Here is a 24501-nt window from a genome sequence, read left to right on the forward strand (position 1 = left end):
AATCCTCACCTACACTTCTCTTATTTATGCTCTTCAATATATTTCTCTACATCGCCCACCGTTGCAATCTTCTCCAAATCTTCTGTCGGAATTTCCACATCAAATTCTTCTTCCAACGCCATTACCAGTTCAAATAAATCCAGAGAATCTGCATCCAGGTCTTCCTTAAATGCTGTGTCTGCCGTAATACCTGCCGCGTCTGCTCCCAAAGCTTCTGCCGTTATTTCAATAATTCTTTCCTCCATGATATTTCTCCTTTTCTATCTATTCTTTTGCATCAGACACCCAGTCTGTAATGCACGCTCCCCAGGAAAGTCCCGCGCCAAATCCTGCCATCAGAATCTTTTGCCCGTTTTTTAAGCTTCCTTTCCTCTTCAGCTCATCCAGCAAAATCGGAATACTGGCTGAAGACGTATTCCCATATTCCTGCAGATTCATGGGGAATCTGTCTATCTCTATCTTCAGCCTTTTCGCCACTGCTTCTACAATTCTCCGATTTGCCTGATGCAGGATGAAATAATCAATTTCCTCTATCTCCATTTCATTCTTGCGCAGGATTTCCCCGATGACTTCCGTAACTCTTTTTACTGCAAATTGAAATACTGCCCTGCCGTCCATCTTCATATAAGTATCTTTCTCAGGGATTTTCTTCCAGTCCTTCACAAACCGGCTCTTGCAGGTCAGGGCTTCGCCCTTCCCACCGTCAGAATGGGCTGCTATCTTATAACTTCTGCCTTCCACAGCTCTCACGACCGCAGCTCCGGCTCCGTCGCCAAATAAAATACAGGTTCCCCTGTCCTGCCAGTCTGTAAGATTGGAAAGACTCTCGCTTCCGACAAGCAAAACCGTCCGGCACATTCCACTTGCAATATATGCCTGCGCCGTCTGATAAGCAAATACGAAACCGCTGCATGCCGCATTCAAGTCAAAGCCCACCGCATTCTCTGCACCGAGAAGCCGCTGTACCTCACATGCCGCACAGGGCAAGACCACATCCGACGATATGGTAGAAACAAGAATCATATCCACCTCGTCCGCCCCGATCCGGGCATCCTCCAGCGCTCTTTTCCCTGCTTCTGCCGCCATAGATACCGTAGTCTCCTTTTCAATAATATGGCGGCGCACCACCCCCGTCCGTTCCCGGATCCACTCATCACTGGTATCCACCAGCTTCGCAATGTCATGATTGTCCAATGTATGAACCGGCACGCACGAACCAGTTCCACATATTACACCTGTCATTTCTTCTTCTCCATTTCCCTTTATTTATTTTGTATATAAAATATTTTGTAATTAGAATTATTTGATTTTCAAAGTATATATCATGATCAGGTCTCTGTCAAGAAAAAAGATTGCGCCTAGCGCAATCTTTTTTTTCACACCCTCTATGCTTTTATCATTCTCTCCGCAACTTCTTGCCCGGCAGGGCTTCCTGCCACGCCACCAACACCTGTCTCGCGAAGGCTTACATCCATCTTCTCCCCGACTTCCCGCATTGCGTCAATGACCTGGTCCACCGGAATCCGGCTGCTAATACCTGCCAGCGCCATATCGGCCGCCGCAAGGGCATTGACTGCCCCGCCTACATTCCTTTTCACACAGGGAACCTCAACCAGCCCCGCTACCGGATCGCACACCAGACCCATCAGGTTCTTAAGAGCCATCGCCGCCGCATGTCCCATCTGCGGAATGCTGCTGCCTTTCAGGTAACAGATTGCCGCCGCCGTCATAGCAGAACCGGAACCAATCTCCGCCTGGCATCCTCCCGCCGCGCCTGCCAGAAATGCACGGTTCGCAATCACCTGCCCTACTCCGGCAGCCACATACATTGCTTCAATCATTCTCTCCTCCGGCACCTCATGCTCCCGGTAATAAGTCACCAGCACCGCAGGCATTACTCCGCACGCACCTGCCGTTGGTGCCGCTACAATCCGCTTCATACAGGCATTATTGCACCCCATCTTCAATGCTACCGTCATGACCTTAGACACGAAATCTCCGCACAAGGTATCTCCTGCCTGCTGATACGCTTCCATCAGTCCGCCTTCTCTGCCTACCAGCCCGCTTCTTGATACCAGTTCCGGCTCATATGCATCCACCGCATCCCGCATCGCATACCACATTTTCTGCATCATCTTCCAGGATGCTTCTTCTGTAATCCCCTGTTCATCACAATCTTCAAGCTGAATCGCCTTCCAAAAATCAATGCCATCCTTTTCACACTTTTTCTCTACCGCCTCTATTGATCGATATGACATACGCTTTCATTTCCTCCTGTAATCTTTTCTCAAGAACACTTTCTTACACCATGCCCGACACATTCAGGAAGGTCACTTTCTTAATTCCTTCCATCCCCCGCAGCCAGTCAAGCGCCTGCTCTGATATAATCTGATCCGTCTCCACTACCATCACCGCAAAACCGCCCCTCTTATCACGGAACAACTGCATGGTTGCAATATTAATCTTCTTTCTGCTAAGAACATTCGCCACATCCGCCACACATCCCGGCTGATCCACATTATGAACAATCAGAGTATTGATTTCCGCACTGAAATTCACCGCCATGTCATCCAGCATACTCACCCTGATCCTTCCGCCTCCAACGGAATATGCCTGAATCTTAAGCGGCGCCGCCCCGTCTGCCTCCAGCATCATCAGCGCTGTATTGGGATGCGCGCCCCGAATCTCCTTCTTCCCCATTGTAAATTCCATCCCGGCTTCCTTCGCAACTTCATAACTGTCCGGAATTCTCATATCGTCCGGTTTCATCCCCAGGAGCCCGGCCACAATCGCCTTGTCTGTTCCATGCCCTTCCCCCGTTGCCGCAAAAGAACCTGACAAATAGATTTCCGCCTTTTTCGGCTGTTTTCCCAAAAGCTGCCTGGCAACCAGACCAATCTTTACAGCCCCTGCCGTATGTGAGCTGGATGGTCCCACCATAATTGGCCCTAAAATGTCAAAAATACTTCCCATATGACGTCCCTCTTACCTTTCGTACATTTAATACTAGCTTCATTATACTGGGGATTCGCAGGCATTACAAATATTTTTTCACAAATTCAAAAAAAGTATTTGCCTTATTGGAAAAACTGTGATAGAATAGCTTTTGTCAGCGGAGATGGCGGAATGGCAGACGCGCTAGATTCAGGTTCTAGTGGTGGCAACACTGTGAGGGTTCAAGTCCCTTTCTCCGCATGGTTGATAAGGTAAAGGAATCCTTGATTTTCAAGGGTTCTTTTTCTTTTATCTCATCTTTAAGTACCATCACAGGTGATTACAATTCTTATGCAACCTGTTTGCTTGACCGCCTGAGTTTGCTTTTCTGTAAAAAATTAAGCACCTGGATATTTATTCTCCAAATGCTTTGTATTTGTTACTTATTTATTTTTCTTTACACCATTGTTTATATTCGTCCGATCTTTGAACAAATCCGCTAAATTCCGGTACTGTAAAATCCAATTCTGAGTGCCTAACCGGGTATATAATACCCTTATTTATTAACTGCGCTCTAGTTGGAGAAATAGTTTTTACTTTCTTTTTTAATTGCCCTGCTATATTTGAAATCGTACACGGCAGTTCATCGCATTTTACCATTGCGAATATAAATTTTTTATCTCCATCTGAACATCTCTCATATCTAACTTTAAAAAATCCAGTATCAAGAGTATTAAAGAACATTTCTATAATATTTTTGATGTCATCAATCTCTATTATATTTTTATTAGTTTCTTTATACACGATTTGGCATAATTGTTGAATAAAAAATGGATAACCTTTTGTTATATTTATGATTTCAGTTATTGCTTCATCTGTGTATGATATTCCAAATTTTTTTGCAGGTTCTTCAATAGCTTTTCGAGACTGTTCTCCTGTCAATGAACCAATTTCTTTATATAAGAAAAGTCTTTCTGAATATGATTTTTCATCTGATAACATTTTGTATATCTTAGGTAAACCAGCACCTATAATCATTACTGGATATCCTAATTGATTCGTGCGATGTAATGCGGCAATCAAGGAACCTAATTCTGTTGCTTTCATATACTGGATTTCATCAATAAAAAAGCATATAGGTATCTCTGATTTATAAGCTGTTTCTCCAATTGTCGTGAACACTTCTGTTAAACTTTGTGTTAGATTCGTAGATTTATACAATTCCCTTTCTTGCAAAGATAGCGAAAAAGTATTATCATTTGGATCAAAAGACACTACTAAAGCTTTTATTGCATCTAATGGTTTCTGTATTAAATTCTTAAATTTTTCTTTTGCACTTACCTTTCTTAAAAAAGCTTGTGAACAAGTTGCAATTTGTGAAATGAAATCATTCCGTTCTTCTACTTCTATGTGTTTACAAAATATATCCTTATCCTCTGCTATCTTCTGTAATTTATTGATAAGAACCGTTTTGCCTACGCCTCTTAATCCACTAAAAATAACAGATTGTGTTGGAACATTCATTGTTAGTGCAATGAACATTTGCTCAATATTATCTATATCCTCGTCACGGCCAGCAAGATATGTCGGCATTAATCCCGCTCCCGGTCGGTATGGATTCACTTTGAACATGTAATACCACCTCCAACTATATTATTGCATGAGCTTACGTTATTGTCAATCATTTTACGTTCATTTCCGTCAATTTTCGTTATAAAATCCACTAGACTTATATAGATTTAAAAAGGGGCTGCCTATTTCCCGACAGCGCCCTCGTGAATCTAACAAAACATTTCTATTTTATTTTTCAAATTTTTCCATGAATCTCTGAATAATGATTGCGCACTCTGCACGGCTTGTGCTTCCCTGCGGATCCAGGCGGTAGGATCCATTGTCATTCTTCTTACCGGAGATAATCTCATTCTCAACCGCCCACTTCATGGCTTCTTCTGCAAATTCACTTACCGTACCGGCATCTGTAAATCTGCTGATTTCTGCAGTCTTTGACGTATCGTATCCCTTGTAATCGGCATAGCGGTACATCATAACTACCATCTGCTCACGGGTAATCGGATCGTTTGTTCCAAAATAACCGGAGTCTGTATAACCTGTAACAACCTTTGCCTCAGCCGCCCATAAAACTGCATCTGAATAAAATTGCTCATCCGGTACATCCGGGAATCTGTTCGTATACGTTACCTTCGGCGTTCCTTCAATTCTGTGAAGAATGGTTGCAAACTGCGCACGTACCAGCGTTGTGTATGGATCGAAATGGGTGCCATCTATACCTGTCATAGTTCCTGCATAATAGTTGTAAGCCACTTCCTTGTAGAACCAATCGGTATCTGCAACATCTATGTAGGGCAGTTTTCCAACAGGCACAAGCGCTTCCATTGCCTCTGTCAGCTCCTTTGCCGCCCGATCCACATCTTCCTGCTTCGGCTCTTTTTCTTCATTCACAGATTTCGCATCTTGCAGAGCCTCCTGGAATACCTGCCAGGAAGCTTCTGTATAGTCAGATTCCTTCAGCTTCTCTGCTTCCTGAATCACTGCTTCCAGCTTCGTCTTGTCAACGGTAATAACCGGGTCATCCGGCGGTGTCACCGGCTTTTCTTTCAGCCCATTCTGTGCCTCTTCCAATGCAGTCTTTGCACTGTCTACCTCTTCCTGCGTTGCATCTTCTTTATCCATGATTACCTGCGCCTTATTTAAAGCCTCCTGGAATGCTTCCCAGGAATCAGCAGTATAATCATCCGCCTCTAATTTTGCGGTGTTTTCGATTGCCTGTTTCAACGCATCTTTCGTTACCAGCGGCACATCCGGCTTTTCTTTCAGCCCATTCTGCGCCTCTTCCAATGTAGTCTTTGCATTGTCCACCTCTTCCTGCGTTGCATCTTCTTTACCCAGGATTTCTTTTGCCTTATTCAAAGCCTCCTGGAATACTTCCCAAGAATCGGCAGTATAATCATCCGCCTCTAATTTTGCGGTATTTTCGATTGCCTGTTTCAACGCATCCTTCGTTACCGGCGGCACATCCGGCTCTTTCTCTTCCACTGCCGCCGTCTCTGCGCTCACAATCGTTCCATCTTCCACAGAACTTCCAACCGCAACGCTGATCTTCTTTCCTGCATCACCGTCTGTCAGGACATAAGTTTCTTCTACAGCGCCCTCAATTGCATTTCCATCCGCGTACCACTGATAAGAAAGAGTACCCGTATTATTCGTATCCGTCACAACCGCCTTTAATTCTGAACCGACAACCGCATCTCCCTCGACGGAAACCTTTCCTGTCAGTTTTGTTACGGTTTCCGTAGTCTTCTGGAACATCTTATAGTTCGTCATAACACTGGAACCGCTGGTTAAGAATTTCCCGGACGCATCCATCGCACGAATCTGAACCATATTATTGACATTCTCACCATTTCTGAATGCTGTATCATCCACCGCAAGAACTGCCTTTCCATTTGTAACATCCGCTTCTCCCGCACGGATACCATTCACATAGAAAGCAATTTTCTTAATATTATTATTGGTAACACTTGCTGTAATAGATGTCTCGCCTGATTCTAATGTCTGGATATCCGATACAGTAAGTGCATTGGACCCTTTGTAACGGCCCCAGGAACTCAGCAGATTCTCTACGGACGTAAACTGCTTATCCAGCCATGCCACACGGTTTTCAATAAAATACTTCATCGTATTTATCGCATCGTCAAAGGTCTCGCCCTGTTTGTAAACTACCTGTCCATTCGTCACGCCATAACCGCTGTACCTGTTATAAGTAGAACTCCATTTTTCATCATTCGCCACAGACGCCGCACGATACTGCTCTGTAAGCTGGTCGATTCTTCCGCCGTCTTTTATCATATCCTCAATCACTGCACGGACACTGTCCCACTCTTCATAGGCAAGCATTGCAAAATACGGATCCGAGATCAGATAACGATTCCAATTCTGACGCTGATAAGCTTGTTCACAGAAGCTGTCCTGTGTCGTATGCCAGCCTTCCACTACCCATACCGCTGAATTACTGTACATATTGATATTGCCCCAGCACCAGTCAAAATCCCAGACAGGCCCCATCTTCATCACGTCATCTAAATCCTTATACATCAGGGTACTGTTCTTCATCGCATCCCAGTTCATCGTATACTCTACCACAAACCAGTTCTGCAGCAGGGACTTTACATCGTACAGCTCACTGTAATGCACTTCTTCTCCGTCATACTCCGCATAGAAATCATCGTCGTGAAGCGCATTCTCAAATGCCTGCAGATAAGTCTTCGCATAATCCATCATCGTTGTACTGGTCTTCGCATATTCCGGCGCCTCAAAGAACATCGGATATCCATAATCCGTATAGAATTTGGAGATGAACTTTGACTGTCCCAGGCGGAAATCCATGTCAAATACAAATCCTCCGGTAAATTCCGGAATCTCTTCTGTATAATAATCAGAAACCTTATAAGTCTTTCCTTTATATACCACATTTCCGGTATCAACCCAGCTCAAATCCAGCTCGCCTACCTGTTCTTCCAACGCAGACGTATCATTTTTTGAAAATCCTTCGGCATCCGCAATCGCCGCCGCAATATCTTCTCCCAGAGCACACCAGTCAAATACTTCGATTCTTCCTTCATCCACACGCTTATGCTCTGCGATCTGGTAGAATCCACGGTATTCGCCGTTCAGAATCAGCACGCACGGTTCTGCATCCAGATAGCACTCCATTCCGATATCCGCCGCGAACTGATACACCAGCTCATTTCTCATATTTGTATGGTCAATCACATTTGCCAAAAGAACCCAGTGCTTACTCTTGCCCATACCAAGGACATCCGTCTTTTTATCCAGCTTCAGTTTATATGGCTTCTTCAGGCCATTCGCCGCCGCATAATCCCACGTGGAATTACCGCGCCCCTTAATCTCCGTCAGCCCATCATACAGAACCGAATCTTTCTGGAAATTATCACTTCCCTGGATACGCATGTTCGCATCTTTGTAAGTATCCTTCACAATAACGTCCTGGTTATCCTCTGTGTCAATATAGATTACCGGAAGCTCGCTCATGTACGTGCTAACTTCCCATGACGCATCATAATTCGTGGCTGTTACGACAACCTTAATAAACTTCTCCAGATCATTCTCTGTTGGTGTATAAGTATTCCCTGTAACACCGCTTAACGTACTGCCGCCAACACTCCACCGATACGTACACTCCATATCTTCCGGCGCATTCTGCACGGAAACTGTCAATGCCGTTCCCGCCTTCGCATAATTCTGGTCAAATTCCGCCGTTATATTGGACACAACTGTTATGGTGTACTTCCTGGTCTTACCATCTTCTGTGGAAGCCGTCAGCACAACCTTCACCGGCGACAACACACCTTTTACCTTCGCCGTCGTCCCCTCGACCGCAATAACATCCGGATTGCTGCTGGTCCAGGTGACTTTCACATCTCCCACGGAATCCGGAAGTGTAAAGTCCTTTGTAACACTGTTAGCATTCTCATTCTTTGCAAATTCCGGCGCAAGGGCAAGCAGACCAAGATAACCGGACGGTCCTTCGTTCTTACAGATCTGAAGAAGCGGATAACTGTCTGTGGATGCATACCACACTTCCGCGTCCAGATTCTCCGGAAGCACACCGGATTTCAGCTCATCTTCTGACACCTCAACCGTTCCGGAACCGGATGGCTCTCCGGTTGCAAACAGGAAATAAGAATTCTTCACACAGCTATTATCCGCACCATTTGCAAATGGAGCAATCGCATACCCCAGCTCGCCTCTGAAACTGGTATAACCCACATTCACACATCCTGAAATTTCTTTACAATTGGATATAGACACCCGTCCGATAATACCGCCGGAGAATTCATTAGCAGTAGAACTTCCGGCAAGAATCTCCGCGCCATTGTAAATATTCTTCACAGTAATAAAGTTGTTGCCCATCGACGCGCTTGTACGGCATTCCCCAATCAGGCCTCCTGCGCCCACCGTATCACACTGGTTGGAACCATTTACCTTGATGCTTCCGTCAAGAACAGCAATATTCTCAATCGCAGCATAACCGTTCACTTCCCCTGCAAGAGTTCCCGCCGCCGCCAGGCCGCCCGTAATGTCTACGGTAATGTCAACATTGGCAAATACAAGATTCTTCACAGACGCATAATCCGCCTCGCTTGCAGATGCAACAACACTAAATAACCCGATCTGCGCATAGTTGGTTTTGCCTGTAAAATCCTCTTTCACTTCCATCGTAAGATTGGAAATCAAATGCCCCTGTCCGTCAAATGTGCCGGAAAACACATTATCACCTGACACCGTTCCTTTCTCGCCCTCGATTCCTCCGATCGGAGTAAAGACACTTCCCGCCATATCCAAGTCATTCTTCAGGACATAATCGCCCGATAATGGATATGCTGCATCCTTGCCAATCTTCTGTAACTCCTCCGGCGTACTGATCTCAATCGCATCAGCCGCCTCAACTTCCGAAGCTCCGCCTCCAAACATTGCCGGATTGATAAGCCCTGCCAACATTGCCGCACCACAAAGCAAGCTTATCAGACGAAGCTTCCGTCTTTTTTTCTGCATTCTCATACGCCTCCTTTTTTTCATGAAATATAATTAAAAAGACCTATTTTAAACTTAACACTTTATTGCAAAATGCACAAGTTTTCTTTTGCTTTTTTCATAAAAAAACGCCTGCCGGAGCTGACAGACGTTTCATGCTTTCTGATTTTCTTTTTTGGCTTCTTTAAACCGGAAGTTCAAGATAGATATCTTTACCTTCTTTGATGGAAATAACAACCTTTCCATGCGCAACTTTCATAGCCGCGCCTTCTACATTGACAGCCGGCGCTGCCGGAGCTTCTTCTTCCTCTGCAGGAGCTTCCGCTTCCTCTTCTTCTGACACTTCTTTGATTCCGTCCACATTATCTACGGTCAATGGACACAGAGAATCGCTGGTCTTCGTAAGCTTTGCCCCAAGCACCTGTTCAATCGTAAGGCATCCGTCCAGTGACAAAAGTCCTGAATCTACTAATTCATCAAAAATTGCCGGATCCTCCAGGTTTGCCGGTTCAATTGTAATTCCTGCTTCTGCTCTGCAGCATAATACTGCCGGGTCTTTCGCGTGTGCTTTTGCGGTTTCCGCTGTAATGGACATACCAATTACCTCCTCTTACTGGTCATTTATCTATCTTTCAGTATAGCCATTTAAAAAAAGGAATTCCAATTGATTTTCAGCATATATTTATAGGTGTTTTCTATGCATTTTCTCCCGGTATCGAATCGGCGACATTCCGGTATGCTTTTTAAAGGCAAGAGAAAAGTAATTCGTGTCATTATACCCCACCATCACCGCAATCTTACCGGCTTTCATCGTTGTTGTCTCCAGCAGATATTTGGATTTTTCAATTCTTTTCTTAATAATGTATTCACTGCAGCCTTCTTTCATTTCTCTTTTAAAAAGACTAGAAAAATAATTTGGCGATACATAGAATCGATCCGCCAGGTTAGCAACCGACAGATTCTCCTCAATATGCTCGTCAATATAGCGCCTTGCATTTGCAATAATCTCATGCTGATTATTCTCTTCTTTGAAAATCAACTTACGGATAAATGTACCGGTTATCTCCAGCACTTCTTCCCGCCCCGCTCCGATCAGCGACTTCATAAATGCTTCCAGCCTGTTATCGGCCATCTCTCCCGTCTCCAACATATAGGAGAAGAATATGCCTGCTGCAAGCTCCACACACCACCGCTGTACCTGAAGCGCCGAAAGATTATAAGTCTGCACCGCCCTTTCAAATTTCTCATAAACATGCATGACCCGTTCGCCGTCTGCAATATCGGCAATCATCGCCTGCTTAAATTCCCTGTATATGTCCTGGATAATCTGTTCTCTGTCCTGCTCGGAAGAGCTTCTCACAATCTTGCGAAATCCTTTTCTCTCCTGCTCCATCAGGCGCAGCGCATCATTGTAGGATACATACAGACTATCCAGACCTTGCACCTGGCTTCCCACCACAGCGCGAGGCTTGATATCACACTCTGTTTTCAATATTTCAGTAAGTTCTTCGACTTTCTCCGCTACATTTTTCCCCGTGTCGGAAACGAAAAATATAAGAACAATCTTGCCGTCGTCGTCAAAAAATGTAATTCCTGCCCTTCTGGCGTCTATCATATCCATACAGATACTTTTGACTGTCAGTTTATGAAAATCCTGTTCCGAATCTTTACCCACGTATACTTCCGGAATCAGAATCACAACCTCCGCTGCGCGTTCTCTTTCATTTACCAATTCCTCAGGGTAACTTTTCGCACTGTCAGCAGTAATCCTCTGGTGAACCAGATCCCTCATAAACTGCTCCATCTCCATCTGCTTTCTGGTTCCTTCTGTCCGCAGTTTCCTGCGGTTCATCTCCTGCTGCATCCGAATTGCTTTCAGCGCTTCCACCTGTTCAGACACACTTTTCTTTAACTCTTCCTCATCAATCGGTTTCAGAAGAAAATTCTGCACCCGCAGTCGCAGGCATTGCCGGGCATAATCAAAACGGTCATATCCGGTAAGAACAAGAATCCGCATTTCTTTATCTTTTTTCTCATTTCTGATCCGGTCAATCAGATCCAGCCCGGTCATCTCCGTCATACTGATATCGGTAAGCATAATCTGCGGATGCTCTTTCTCAATCACTTCCAGCGCTTCCCTCGCCGAAGCCGCAGTAAAAACTTCATCAATCCCGACTTCTTTCCAGTCAATTCCATTTTTGATTCCCATCCGAATCATTTTCTCGTCGTCGACCACCAACAGCTTATACATCTAAATAACCCCCTTATCTTCCGTTTTTCCCTCTATTGGAAGATGAATTTCCACCGTCACGCCGCCAAATTCATTCTTAAAGAAACGAAGCCCGTACTCTTTGCCAAACAGAAGTTCAATTCTCTTATTTACATTACGCACTCCATACCCAAAGGTCTCATCATGCCGGGAAATGGACTGATTCATCTCATCAATCTTCTCCTGACTCATTCCGCTCCCACTGTCGCACACCTGCAGATAAACATCCTGATTCTCTCTGTGTATGCGGAGGGTAACCACTCCCTTTTCTCCTTCTTTTATCCGGATGCCATGATAAATGGCATTCTCAATCAACGGCTGAAGCGTCATTTTCGGAATCAGCAGCGAATGGAATTCCTCCGGTATCCGGTCTTCCAGCTCAATGATATTATCATACCTCATATTCTGGATAACCAGATAGGAACGAATATGCTCCAGTTCCTGCTTTAACGGTATAATTTCCTTCCCACGGCTCAGGACGATGCGGTAATACTGCGCAAGCGCCTTCACCATAGTACAGATTTCTTTATTCCCATCCGCCAGCGCCTGCCAGTGAATACATTCCAGTGTATTATAGAGAAAGTGCGGTTTAATCTGGGACTGCAACGCATTGAACCGTATCTGCTCAATCTGATGCTGCTCAACCTTCACCTGTTCCATCAATCCGTCAATCTCATCCATCATCGTGTTAAATCCTTCTGCAAGCTTTCTGCTGTCTTCATCCATACTGCTCTGATTGATTCTTTTGTCAAGCCGTCCCTCGGACACATCGTCCATTGCAACGACTACCCTGTCAAGCGGCTCATAGAACGCCTTCATCATTTTCCGCAGCAAGAAAATAGATAAGACAGTCATCCCGACAATTACAAATACCAGCACAGCCGCAACCTTCATATTACCTTTATATAATTCAAAAACAGAGATTTCATTTACAAGATAATAATTCCATTTTCCAACTTTTTGATAATTAATCAGCACACCATTCTTTTGAAAGCTTCCGGAGTCTCCCTGCATCTGTTCCTGGTACGTAACTCTCTTGCCAATCCTCTCCTGATTCGCAACAGAGACAATCTTTCCATTACAATCCATCAAGAACATCTCATTATCTGCTTCCTTCTCTTTCTCCAAATGGAGCTGCTCAATCAGACTGTCATTCAAATTCATGATCAGCATTCCTCTCGCCTCTTCTATAGAAGTTGCAGAATAGATTGGGTGATATATAGTCAACGTGTATTTTCCATCACGAAAATACCGGTTGCTGAAGCTCATGTGGACTTTACTTTCCTGCTTTGCCGGAACGCTTTCTTCGTAATCTTCCTGATACACCAGCTCAAACCTGGCGTCCACCACACTGCTGTTTCCTTTATAAACGTATTTATTTTTATTATATTTTTCCACAACTGCAAAATTCATATTACTCTGTACATTCAGCATATTCAGAAGGTAATCATATACCTCCCCCGCCTCTCTCTCATATTCTTCTCCTGAGGATTCGGCACTCTTACAATACTCCTGCACGCTTTCTTCAATTACAAGCGCTATCGCCAGGCTTTGATACTGCTCCAGAGTCTTGTCATAATTCGAGGCAAGTGTTTCCAATTGTGTACGCGTCATCTCCTTCGACTGCTCCGTCATGTAATGAACTGCGGACAACGTAGAAACACTTAAGATAATAACGGAAGTCATTACACTCGTCAGTGTCAGAAAAAAACTCATCTTTTTCTTTAAATTCCAGGTATTCATCCTCCCTTTTAATTCCATATCCCAACCTCACACTCTGTTCTTTCTCTATTGCCCTGCAAGATAGTTTTCCATCGACTGCTCAAACTGCCTGCTCGCTTCTTCTGGTGTTATGGTAAAATCAAACAGTTTCTGGCAGGTAGTAAGATGTATCTGAGCTACTGAAGACGGAAGATACTGGTCGTACCACAACTGAACAGACGACGCCCCGGCTGCCGCTTCCAGTATCTGTCTTGTCAGCCCATCTGTAATCAGCTCTGACGCATCCGTTGTCGGCGGAATCTTCCCTACATCCACCATTAATTCCTTTGCTCCATCTGTCGTATAATACGTGGCACAGCGAAATGCTTCTTCTAATTTTTCTCCTTCACAGTTAAACGAAATAAACTGATCTCCTATGGTTCCAATCTGGATGGATGGATCCGCATCTGAGTCTTCTACCGCAGGAAAGGAGAACCAGCCGACCTTCTCATAGAATTCCGGACTGTCAGAAGCAAAAGTTCCAATGTACCAGGAACCGCCAAGAAGCATCCCCGCCTCCTCCTGATACATCAACTGCTTTGCCTGTCCGTCATCCTCACTCAGAGAATTCGTCCCTTCCGGGAAATATCCTTTCGCCGCCCATTCCTGAATCTTCTCACCCGCATACCGGAAGCATTCGTCTTCAAAAGAACCTTCTCCCATGGCGGCCTTCCGGAAAGGTTCCAGTCCTCCGTATCTTGTCGCCAGGCACTGGTAATACATAGACCCGGTCCACTTCGGGGCGTTCGCAAGCGCAAAGGGAATGATTCCTTCTTCCAGCAGCCTGTCACATACCGCCTCCAATTCAGAGACTGTAGACGGGACTTCGAGATTATATCTTTCAAAAATTTCTTTATTGTAGAAAATCCCCGCAAGCGACACATTATAAACGGGCACTGCATATAACTTTCCATCGTAAGTTGCCTGTGCAAGGGCGGCATCCATATACTTTTCCTTCAAACCGTACTTCTCATACAATTCGTCCAGCGGCTGCGCAAATCCGGCTTCAATATACTCTATCATCGGTCCGCCAGACCAGCTTGTATACATATCCGGGCATTCGCCGGAACTCATTGCCACGATTAATTTCTCCTTATAATTATCATTCTGCTCGGAAATACTTTCGACAGTGTAGCCGGATTCCGTATTTTTATTATATTCATCCACCGCATACTGAAAAACTTCTTTGTCAGCTCCCTCTGTTCCGATATTCCAGTATGTAATAATCTTCTCATCAGAGGAGGTAGTGACTTCTGTCGATTTAACACCGCACGCCGTCAGTAATACTGCCATAGCTGCCGCCAGTACAGCTAACCTGTATGGAATGATTCTTCTCATCACTCTTCCCTCCTCCGTCAAAAATCAAATTCTATCGCTCCATATATCTCTGAATAACCGCCGCGCATTCTGCACGGTTCGCTGTTCCCTGCGGCGCCAGCATTCCATCGGTTCCCATACCGGAAATCATGCCCGTGCCGACGGACCATTCCACCGCTTCTTTTGCATAATCACTGATACTCTGCCTGTCCGGGAACCTCGTAAGGTCGCCCTTCACCTCTATATCCTCTGCTTCTTTATATCTTGCATACCGGTACATCATAGCCGCCATCTGCTCACGGGAAATCGGATCTGCCGGTTTGAACAGTCCCGTATCTGTAAATCCGGTTACGATTTTATTCTCGCTTGCCCACATTACCGCATCTGTGTAAAACTCTCCGTCCGCAACATCTGGATACTTCTTCGCATACTCCGTCTCCGGGCATCCCTCCATACGATACAGGATAACGGCAAACTGCGCCCGGCACAGGCTTTCGGCCGGTGCAAACTGTGTTGGATTCATCCCGGTCATAATTCCCTTATCGTATACATACTGTACATAATCCACATACCAATCTCCATCGTTTACATCTAAAAACACGTCTCTTACATCCTTTCTTTCCGGCTCATCCGGTTCGTGCGGTTCATCTGGCTCATCCGGTTCGTCTGGCTTCTCAGGTTCGTCCGGTTCATCCGGTTCGCCCGGCTTGCTGCTTCCGGGCAGCTCTTCCTCCCACACTCTTTTCACAAAAATCTTATTATTCTGAGTGGCAAATCCGCCCCCTTCGGTTCCGCTGATGAAAAATTCACCGGTCGAAAGCTGGAGGAAGCACCGGTTATATCCGGCAGGCGCTCCTGTTTCTTTTGCCACCCACTCGCCCGTGCCGTCATTTTCTGTGTTGACAAATACTTCCGAAAGAGAGCCTGTCCCCACCACGACTCTGCCATCCTGCAGCGTATACACATATGGAGAACCTCCATACGTACCATTGATTCCCGGAAGCATCGTACCTGCATCTGTCGGATTCCAGTTATATGGGTCATCTGCAATCTTAATACCTGTCTTAATCGGATTGGTCATATTGACTGTCTCATAGACCAACATCCACTTACCATTCTCAAGCTGCGTAACAATAGGCATTCCCGGACGCGCATTGGAATCACTCATAGAAACAACGTCTGCCGCGTCTCCCCATGTCTTGCCGCCATCTGTAGTAATCTTATAAACCAGCTTCTGGTTATGAGCCGGATCTGTCTCATCGGAATAATAGCAAATCAGATTGCCCTCATGATATACGAAGAACGGCTCCCATACCGGATCATAGCCCATAATATTTCTTCCGTTCTCTCCCCCTTCTGCAATCGTACTCAAATACTCCCAGCTTCTTCCGCCGTCCGTACTATAATAGAAGTCCAGGGAAGAATCCCACAGGCCTCCGTATCCGGCATCTGCTATCTTCTCCGCACCATCCTCAAGAGGAACTGCAACACCTGCGCACACAAGCGTCCCCGCTTTTAAATCTCCCTGATCTTCCGGAAGGACAAATAACTGCGGGCAGCACTGGAGACTCCACGGATGAAGAACCGCTCCTTCCGTATCTGCCGTCACTTCCACTGCCTCCGCTGGCGCCCCTGCCGCTCCGTATCTTGTAATCTTGTAATAAGAATCCGGATGGACCGTATCATCATTCACAACCTCTCCCACTCGTTTCCAGGTTTCGCCTTTATCCTTACTTTCGTAAATCGGGAAACTATATTCACCTTCTACAATTTCAGATGGAATTCCATTTTCAAATGTACAGTATAAAGTACCATCCAGCCCTTCTACTACCCTTGGGGACAGGCACTGGTTTCTTCCGGGATAATCATTCTCGGGAATCGTTACATATCCATCCAGACAAGTAACATCAGCTTCCGCTTTCGCCGTCAGGTCTTCCGTTATATCGGACACCGTGCATATCTTCTCACCATTGTCTCCATCCGCAAGAACCTGCTCCCTGCCGTTAACAAAAAGCTTCATATCTTCTACCCTGTATCCGTCACGTGGAGCAAGGGTAAATGTCACAGAGCCGCCCCCTTCCACTGCTGCCCCCTGGCTTGATGTAACCGTCACACCGTCCGTAATCCAGATTTTTACCGCATAATCGGTGGTATCCGCAACTGCATGTATTTCCGTACCGGCTCTCATCTTCCATTGCTGAAGCGCAGAGTCCATCCGGTTCTTCTGGAGAATCCTGGAATCACTTGCGCTTACATCTGCAGTCAGATAGAGACGTGTCGCTTTATTCTTTATCCTGTATACATTCTCTTTCACCCGGATAAAACTCCAGATCTGTCTGTCATCACCGGACGTCGTGCTTCTTTGCACCAGCCGGGTGCCTTCCCGCATATCCTGTGCGGAAATTACCTTGTTACTATTGGCGTTCACGAGATAATATTCCCCGCTTCCGTCCGACGTCTCCTGAAAATTCCATTTCTGGTTCTCTTCCGGTCCTGTCCATGTTATAAGCTCTGTATCTTCCGCCGTACTTCCGCCGCTGACGGCAAGATACTGACCTTCATCCGCTGTGCTTACAAGATGGTCTGCTCCGGCTGCTTTCGCTTCCAGGCTGCCCCCTATTAATAAGCTTCCAACCGCCAAGACACCTGCCAGAAAAAGCGGCGCCAGACGCTGTTTCCTTTTCTTCATCATTCTTTTCCTCCTTGCATTTCGCACAATTCCTGCAGTAATTCGGCAACGCATGTTCTAATCTGTCATCGTTTCCTCAAACGCGATAAATCTCTCGATAATCGCCGCACACTCCGCACGCGCCGCATTGCCAAGCGGATCCAGGCTTCTTCCGTTATTCTTCCCGGTAATAATTCCGTTTGCTACCGCCCACTGCATCGCTTCTTCTGCATATCCGCTTACTGACGCCGCATCCTCAAAGCGGCTGAAATCTTCCCTCTTGCTGACGTCATAGCCAAGATACTTCGCATAGCGGTACATCATGACGGCCATCTGTTCACGACTGATCTTATCTGCCGGTCCGAACATGCCTGTATCTGTATAACCGGTTACAACCCTCGTTCCTGCCGCCCACAAAATCGCGTCCGTATACCAGACATTCTCCTGGACATCCGGGAACAGCGGCTGATATGCTGTCTTTTCCCCTCCGCTCATTCTCCACAGAATCATTGCAAACTGTGCTCTTGCCAGAGGATCTGCAGGCCCGAAATGCGTATTGTCAAGCCCCTGCATCCATCCTTCAAAATAATTGTAGCATACTGTAGAATAGTACCAGTCATTTTCAGAAACATCGACAAACGGTAGTTCCGGCTGTGACGGCTCCGGCTGTGATGGTTCTGGCTGTGACGGCTGCGATGGCTCCGGTTGTGACGGTTCCGGCGGCGTCGGCTGCGGCTCCTCCTCTTTTTCCTTCTCCTTCAGCGCGCCCTGGGCTTCCGCCAGCTTCTTTACCGCCGCATCTGCCTCTTCCTGCGAAGGCTCTTCCTTATTATATACCGTCTTTGCCTCGTTCAGTGCTTCTTCGTATAAACTCCAGCTTTCTTCTGTATACTCTGACTTTCTGTCTGCCGGAACTGCCTGCGCAATCGCTTCCCTAAGCTCCGTCAGGCCTTTCACTTCATCCCAGCTTTCAACGATCCATTTCTGCCCGTTTGAAGAATGATTCCTGTACTGAATAATCGGCGTATCGTCCGCCGTTCCAGCGCTCTGAAGATCCAGCACAAAGAAATTGGCCGTAGGAATAATCCGGTAGTCCCCGGTATCATTCTTCACAAATGCAAACCGCCGGTTCAGGCTGTCTTCCGGACTTCCCGTACCAATTACAGATCCATAATCATAATAATCACCGTTAATCTGCATCGCCTGTCCGGTCACCGTATTCGTAACCACATACTCTCCGTCTCCGGTATTTTGCAGTGTCCACCACTCATCTTTCCTAGTTCCGGCATCCGCTGACGCCAGATTGCCCTCATCATTTACGACAATCGATTTCCCGGTCAGCACCGAACGGATCCTGTATTTTCCATCTGCAAAATCCCCCTGGATCTCCTTCGCTTCGGTTCTCTTACCTGTGTTGGCAAAGGTCAGCGTCTGCCAACCCAGCTCATCTACCTTTTCCGATTCAGTCTCTATCCGGTATGTCCCCTCTTCCGGCTCCAGTATTTTCTTGATATTCGGCGCAGACAGACCCATCCGGTTCACGTAATGGTTATACACCATGGAATACACCGGACGAATCAACCCTCTATTAGCTTCGCTGACCGCATTCTGCCAATTGCTGGCGCCGTTCTGTCCGCTCAGCCATTGATACGGTTCATACGCAACTTCCTCTCCATTGTTATATTTTGCTATATACTCCGTCGCTTTTAAGAATCGGTTATCAGATAAACTATACAAGTCGTCGCCCTGATTCCATGCCATCTCGCAAATAACTTCACAAAGGCTGACTCCCAGTGTTGTATGTCCCTGATCCCGCCCGGATTCCTGCCACTGTACCGTGCCGTCTTCAAATACATAAGGCATCGCATTGTAAAGGGAGCCATTCCCAAGTCCGGTCTTATAATAGGTAAGCGCCCGGTTGTAAATATCCTCCCGGTCTGTGAAAATTCCAATAGACAGCATTGCCGCAATATTGCACAGATCCCAGTTCGCCCAATAATTTCCGATATGCGCCCCATTATGATTCGTCAGGAAATCCTCATTCATCGGATAAAACACATCCAGCAGCAATTCCTCCATATCTTCCTTATGAAAAGAAGGATGGTCTCTCATAATCTCAGCCACATTCGCAAGCTCATATCCATAGATTCCGGCAGCAAGGAAACGGTCTGCATTCCCGCCCAATTCCTTCATCCCGGAAGACCATCCGTTCAGAATCCTGCATGCCGCCTCTGCGTACTTCTCATCACCGCTGATCTTCCAAACCAGAGCCGTCTGGTATGCCCGGCGGATGTCAATCCGAAAACCCGCACAATTATCACCCGTTACGCCGCGGATGACCGTCTCTGTCACACGGGGGTTCCATTCCGGATCTGAGAATCCATTGTTCTTCAACTGCTGCCAGGTATCAAGATTGGGCTGGACTTCCTTCTCCACATTTTCCTTCATCGCCGCAAAACTCTCTGTTGTATGAATCATTCCGGGATGAACGAAAGTGCGCGTCTCTTCCTCCTGCACTTCTATCCCTTCCTGTCCGCTCACTTCCTTTGCCTCAGCTGTAATTCCCGGTATGGACGTCAACATCATGGACGCTGTCAGACATCCCGCTACCATTCCCGAAAACATTTGTCTTAGCCATCTTCTTGTTCTGTTTTTACACTTCATGGCCTTCTCCTTCCTTCTTTTGCTCTTTCCAAATTCCAAAAAACTTCCTTTTTATAATATAACAGCAAATTTTAATAAAGGAAAGTCCTGAAACTATTTTTATCACAAAAACTCCGTTCAAAAAGCCAGAATATTTATTCATATTATATAAAAATATTCCATTTTTCGGTTGAAAGCCCCCGGCAATTACCGTATAATAGAATTGGGTGTTGTGCTCCTATTAATGGGCGCAGCAAAACCAAATTATTTAAGTAAGGGAGGAAACAAAAACATGAAATGGAAGAAACTTTTATCCGGTATCCTGACCGGAGCGCTTCTATTCACTTCCGTTTCACCAGTTTCTCTTGCAGCAGAAACTGATGATACGGGAAACGGCACAGCCAGCGTACCGGTTGCCGTTGCTGAATACAGATTTGAAGATAATCTGAACAACAGCATGGCTGAAAACGATGCAGCTGCACCAATAACCACCGGCCTGAATAGCTATAACGGCACCCCTACCTATGTAGAGGGACGTACCGAAGGCAGTAAGGCAATTAAGCTTGGAGATTTCGGTCTGCAGCTTAATAAGAAGAATCTCGGCAAGAACTTCACGGTATCCGCATGGTTCAAAGCTGACGGTACATTTGCCGAGAACCAAACCTTGATGTTCTTAGGGTATCATAACCCGGAAAAATGGATTAGCATCGCCGGAAATAAAAGCGGCACCGACCAATTAAAGGTCTGGACAAGCGAAGGTACCCAGGGAGCTGAATTCTACCGCTGGATTACCTTGAATAATCCGACCTTAAAGGCTGGAGAATGGCATTGTATCACTCTGACCCAGTCCGATAACGACAATACCGTTAAAACTTATATCGATGGCGAACTCTACAATACCAGCAGAGGCGCTTACGCTCTGGACGGTGAAAATCAGGATATCTACATCGCTGTCAATAACTGGGATGCTGAATTCGCCGGTGCTGTCGATGACGTAAAGGTTTATGACCAGACCTTAACAGATACCGAAGTATACAAGTACTGCTACGATGTGAAGGTTTCTGACCAGGCACTGGCAACTTATGATTTTGACGACTTCACTGCTAAAGCAGATGATGCTTCTACTCTCTCCGACGGCACCAGAGATATCTCTCTTGTAACAGTTGGAAACGGACAGGCTCCATCCCTGACAACCGACTCTGACAGAGGTCAGGTACTGCAGACCGTTCGACAGGGCACTGGCGATGATGGCCTGAATAACATCGGCTACGCACAGCTTGATACCAATCCTTTCGAGGATGCTTTTAAGAGACAGAATGTGGAGGGCATCACTCTGAACTTCTGGGCAAATACCCAGGGAGCCGCAGGCGGCAACCGCTGTATGATTGATTTTGAGATTGCTCCTGCTACGACAGGCAGAGCCGGAACCGTTGCTTTTAACCAGAGCATGGTTTACTGGAACACAACTGATCAGGACGGCAAATTCGCAGACTACAATGTAAACGGACTTGGTCTGGGTACAGAAAACACCTGGAAAATGGTTACCATGACCTTAACGGAAGACGAAATTGCTTTCTATAGCAATGGTCGAAAAATCAGCCACACCATAACCTCCGGTACAGAAGAACTGGCAACCATGCTCGCAGAACTGACAGGTAATGGAAGTATTCTTCCTGACGATGGAAGAACCCAGATTCGCCTTGGTGCCAGCATGGCAAATTACTGGATTGGCGCAGGTGCACTTCTGGATGATATTTCCTTCTTCGGCAAGGCTTTAAATGCCAGCGAAGTATCACAGTTGTACGACGAGACAGCTACTTCTGAGCTTGCAACCGGAATCGTAGTTTCCAGCGATGACACAACGGTAGATGTTGACAAGACCATGCAGCTTACTGCAACGCTGGAACCAGCTGGAGCAACAGGCGTATCTATGGTAAGCTGGAAGTCCAGCGATGAAAAGGTTGCAACGGTAGACCGTAATGGTTTACTGACTGCTCTGGCAGCCGGAACCACCACAATTACGGCATCCATCGGTGGTCTCGTTTCTAACGAACTTACCATCACCGTAGAATCAATTCCGAATATTGACTCTCTGGAGGAAGGCTACTATCTGGCTGTCTATACGACAACCACACCGTTCTATGCAAACAAAGCATACAACGACCAGGAAGCACAAAGCGTATACCTGGCAGTCAGCAAAGACGGCAAGACCTTCGATGTATTGAACAGCGGCGGTGCAGTGATCTTCTCCAAAATGGGAACCCAGAGGCTTACTGACCCGAAAGTATTCAAAGAAAACGGCACCTTTACCGTTATCGCCCGCGATGCGGACAAATCTCAGGGTTATCATGAATTTACATCTACAGATGGCGTTAAGTTCTATGATGAGAGCATGACAGACAAGGCATCCCAGACCTCAGGCGTATTAACCTCGTCTTCCTTCAAGCTTATACTGGATGGCGAGAACCTTCTGGATACAGATACCAACCTGACTCTCGGAAATGCAGTAGAACTGACAGAAAAAGAATATACTTACATCGTAAACAAACTGGGAACTGTTGTAAATGACGGATTAGAGGCTCTGGAAGACAAGACAATCCAGACCGGAGACACACTTACAGAAGAGGATCTGGCTGAGAGCTACCCAACCGCAACCGCAACCTATACCGACGGTTCTACCCAGGATTTCAACATCGACTGGAGCGGCGCTTTAGATGATGTTGACCTTTCAAAAGCAGGTACTTACACTGTAACTGGTAAAGTCGTACAGACCAAGTATCTGAACAACTTAAAAGAACTCAATGGAAGCACACTTCCGGAAGATGACCCGGCTAATGACAATCCTGACTTCCCGGATAACTATGACCCGGCTACCGGAACGGTGTATTATGACAGCACCAAGTTCGTAGAAGGTATGGCGGATCCAATGATCTACTGGGATGAGCAGACCGGTTACTACTATATGACAGGCTCCTATTTCCCGGAAAATGGCGATGAAATTGACGCAAATGATAGCTGCCAGCAGTACGACCGTGTTGTTCTGAGACGAGGAAGAACACTGGAAGAACTTCAGGACAGAAGCAATCAGGTAACCATCTGGAAAGCCGGCAATCAGGGCTATGAAAATGCTCAGGGGCAAAATGTTGATCGTGGCTACCGCTACATCTGGGCACCTGAAATCCACCGCATAGGCGACAAATGGGTTGTACATTTCACAGAAAGCCATAGCAGTCTTTTCGATATCCACTGCCACGCACTTGTATTAGACGGAGACCTGGATCCTTATGAGACTGCACTGACATCTGCCACGGAAGCATCACAGTGGAAGGATTATCAGGTACGGAGAGGTTCTAACTCCGGCGGAAGCCTTACAGGAGCTATTGACAATTCATTCTGCCTGGATATGACATATTTTAAAGACGAAGTAAACGGAAAGTCCTATGTTATCTGGGCTTCCAACACCTATACAAACTCTCGCCTGTATATGGCAACAATAGACGAGGATACCCCATGGGTACTGACTTCCGATATCGTAATGATTACAAAGCCGGAATACGGATGGGAAAATGTAGGCATCCCGGTAAATGAAGGCGCAACCGTCCTTCAGAAAGACGGCAACATCTACCTGTGCTACTCTGCTGCAAGTACCGGTTCTGAGTATGCTATTGGTATGTTGACAGCAAAGGCCGGAACTGATTTATTGGCGGAGGGTGCATGGACCAAGAGTCCTTACCCAGTTCTCTCTTCCCGTGACGTGGACGGTGAAGAAGGACCCGGACATAATTCCTTTACCGTAGATAAAGATGGCAATGTAATCTTCGTATATCACGCAAGACCGACAAGCCACGATTACCGAAAATGCGGATGGGATGGAACCAAATCTACTTACAACAGTGAACCTCTGAACGACCCATGCCGTCACGCTAGATTGAAACGTGTACACTGGTCAACAGACGGTACTCCGATTCTGAAGATGACTTATGAAAATGAGTTATTAGAAGAGAACGAGACCATCTCCTTAACGATTACTGTAAAGGAAAAAGAAGAACCATCCGAACCATCCGTTACGTCTATCACAGTAAAAACTGCTCCTGAGAAAACGGAATACACAGTCGGCGAAGAACTGGATCTGAGCGGAATTGTTATCGAAGCGGCTTACGATGATGGAACAAAGAAAGAAATCGACATCAAGGATTGCACAGTAACTGGTTTCGATAACACCAAGGCAGGAACACAGAAAGTTACAGTTACTTACGAAGATCAGACGGTAACCTTTGAGGTAACGGTTTCAACAAAGGCGGTTAGCGATATCTTTGATGATGTCGACAGCGAAGAC

Annotated in this window: 12 protein-coding genes, 1 tRNA gene and 1 pseudogene; 2 read left to right on the forward strand and 12 right to left on the reverse strand. The window is 46.1% G+C overall.

Annotation, left to right across the window (positions count from 1 at the left end; genetic code table 11):
- Nucleotides 1–20 precede the first annotated feature (20 nt).
- From acpP to sdaAB, 4 genes are all read right to left on the reverse strand, one after another.
- Nucleotides 21–245, reverse strand: coding sequence for an acyl carrier protein (gene acpP / locus OCV99_RS07615; protein ID WP_158369496.1), 225 nt, complete (start codon nucleotides 243–245; stop codon nucleotides 21–23).
- A gap of 19 nt (nucleotides 246–264) precedes the next feature.
- The gene (locus tag OCV99_RS07620) at nucleotides 265–1242 is read right to left on the reverse strand and encodes a beta-ketoacyl-ACP synthase III (RefSeq protein WP_158369497.1); all 978 of its coding nucleotides are present in this window, start codon (nucleotides 1240–1242) and stop codon (nucleotides 265–267) included.
- Between the two features lie 143 nt (nucleotides 1243–1385).
- Complete coding sequence (sdaAA, locus tag OCV99_RS07625; protein ID WP_158369498.1) at nucleotides 1386–2258, reverse strand: L-serine ammonia-lyase, iron-sulfur-dependent, subunit alpha; 873 nt, start codon at nucleotides 2256–2258, stop codon at nucleotides 1386–1388.
- 43 nt (nucleotides 2259–2301) lie between these two features.
- Nucleotides 2302–2973: an L-serine ammonia-lyase, iron-sulfur-dependent subunit beta gene (sdaAB, locus tag OCV99_RS07630; protein ID WP_158369499.1), complete on the reverse strand. Its 672-nt coding sequence runs from the start codon at nucleotides 2971–2973 to the stop codon at nucleotides 2302–2304.
- A 139-nt stretch (nucleotides 2974–3112) separates the two neighbouring features.
- On the opposite strand from sdaAB, the gene OCV99_RS07635 reads away from it, so the two are divergent.
- Nucleotides 3113–3195, forward strand: a tRNA-Leu gene (locus OCV99_RS07635).
- A gap of 186 nt (nucleotides 3196–3381) precedes the next feature.
- Here OCV99_RS07635 and OCV99_RS07640 read toward each other — a convergent pair.
- From OCV99_RS07640 to OCV99_RS07675, 8 genes and pseudogenes are all read right to left on the reverse strand, one after another.
- Nucleotides 3382–4566 (reverse strand): ATP-binding protein, encoded by a 1185-nt coding sequence (locus OCV99_RS07640; protein WP_158369500.1) that lies wholly within the window; start codon nucleotides 4564–4566, stop codon nucleotides 3382–3384.
- Nucleotides 4567–4734: 168 nt separating this feature from the next.
- Nucleotides 4735–9528: a CotH kinase family protein gene (locus tag OCV99_RS07645; protein ID WP_262575170.1), complete on the reverse strand. Its 4794-nt coding sequence runs from the start codon at nucleotides 9526–9528 to the stop codon at nucleotides 4735–4737.
- A gap of 166 nt (nucleotides 9529–9694) precedes the next feature.
- Nucleotides 9695–10102: pseudogene (locus OCV99_RS07650) on the reverse strand (sugar transporter); the annotation flags it as partial.
- An 87-nt stretch (nucleotides 10103–10189) separates the two neighbouring features.
- On the reverse strand, nucleotides 10190–11758 hold the full coding sequence (locus tag OCV99_RS07655) for a response regulator transcription factor (protein ID WP_158369503.1): 1569 nt from the start codon (nucleotides 11756–11758) through the stop codon (nucleotides 10190–10192).
- Complete coding sequence (locus OCV99_RS07660; protein ID WP_158369504.1) at nucleotides 11759–13537, reverse strand: sensor histidine kinase; 1779 nt, start codon at nucleotides 13535–13537, stop codon at nucleotides 11759–11761. It lies immediately after the preceding gene.
- A 27-nt stretch (nucleotides 13538–13564) separates the two neighbouring features.
- Nucleotides 13565–14875, reverse strand: a complete 1311-nt coding sequence (locus tag OCV99_RS07665) for an extracellular solute-binding protein (RefSeq protein WP_158369505.1) — start codon at nucleotides 14873–14875, stop codon at nucleotides 13565–13567.
- Between the two features lie 31 nt (nucleotides 14876–14906).
- Nucleotides 14907–17546, reverse strand: coding sequence for an S-layer homology domain-containing protein (locus tag OCV99_RS07670; RefSeq protein WP_262575173.1), 2640 nt, complete (start codon nucleotides 17544–17546; stop codon nucleotides 14907–14909).
- Between the two features lie 54 nt (nucleotides 17547–17600).
- On the reverse strand, nucleotides 17601–20186 hold the full coding sequence (locus tag OCV99_RS07675) for an S-layer homology domain-containing protein (RefSeq protein ID WP_158369507.1): 2586 nt from the start codon (nucleotides 20184–20186) through the stop codon (nucleotides 17601–17603).
- A gap of 271 nt (nucleotides 20187–20457) precedes the next feature.
- Here OCV99_RS07675 and OCV99_RS07680 point away from each other — a divergent pair.
- Nucleotides 20458–24501: family 43 glycosylhydrolase (locus tag OCV99_RS07680; protein WP_262575175.1), on the forward strand; the 4044-nt coding region annotated here is incomplete at its 3' end.

This window comes from Dorea acetigenes (assembly GCF_025567385.1).
Classification (GTDB): domain Bacteria; phylum Bacillota; class Clostridia; order Lachnospirales; family Lachnospiraceae; genus Claveliimonas; species Claveliimonas acetigenes.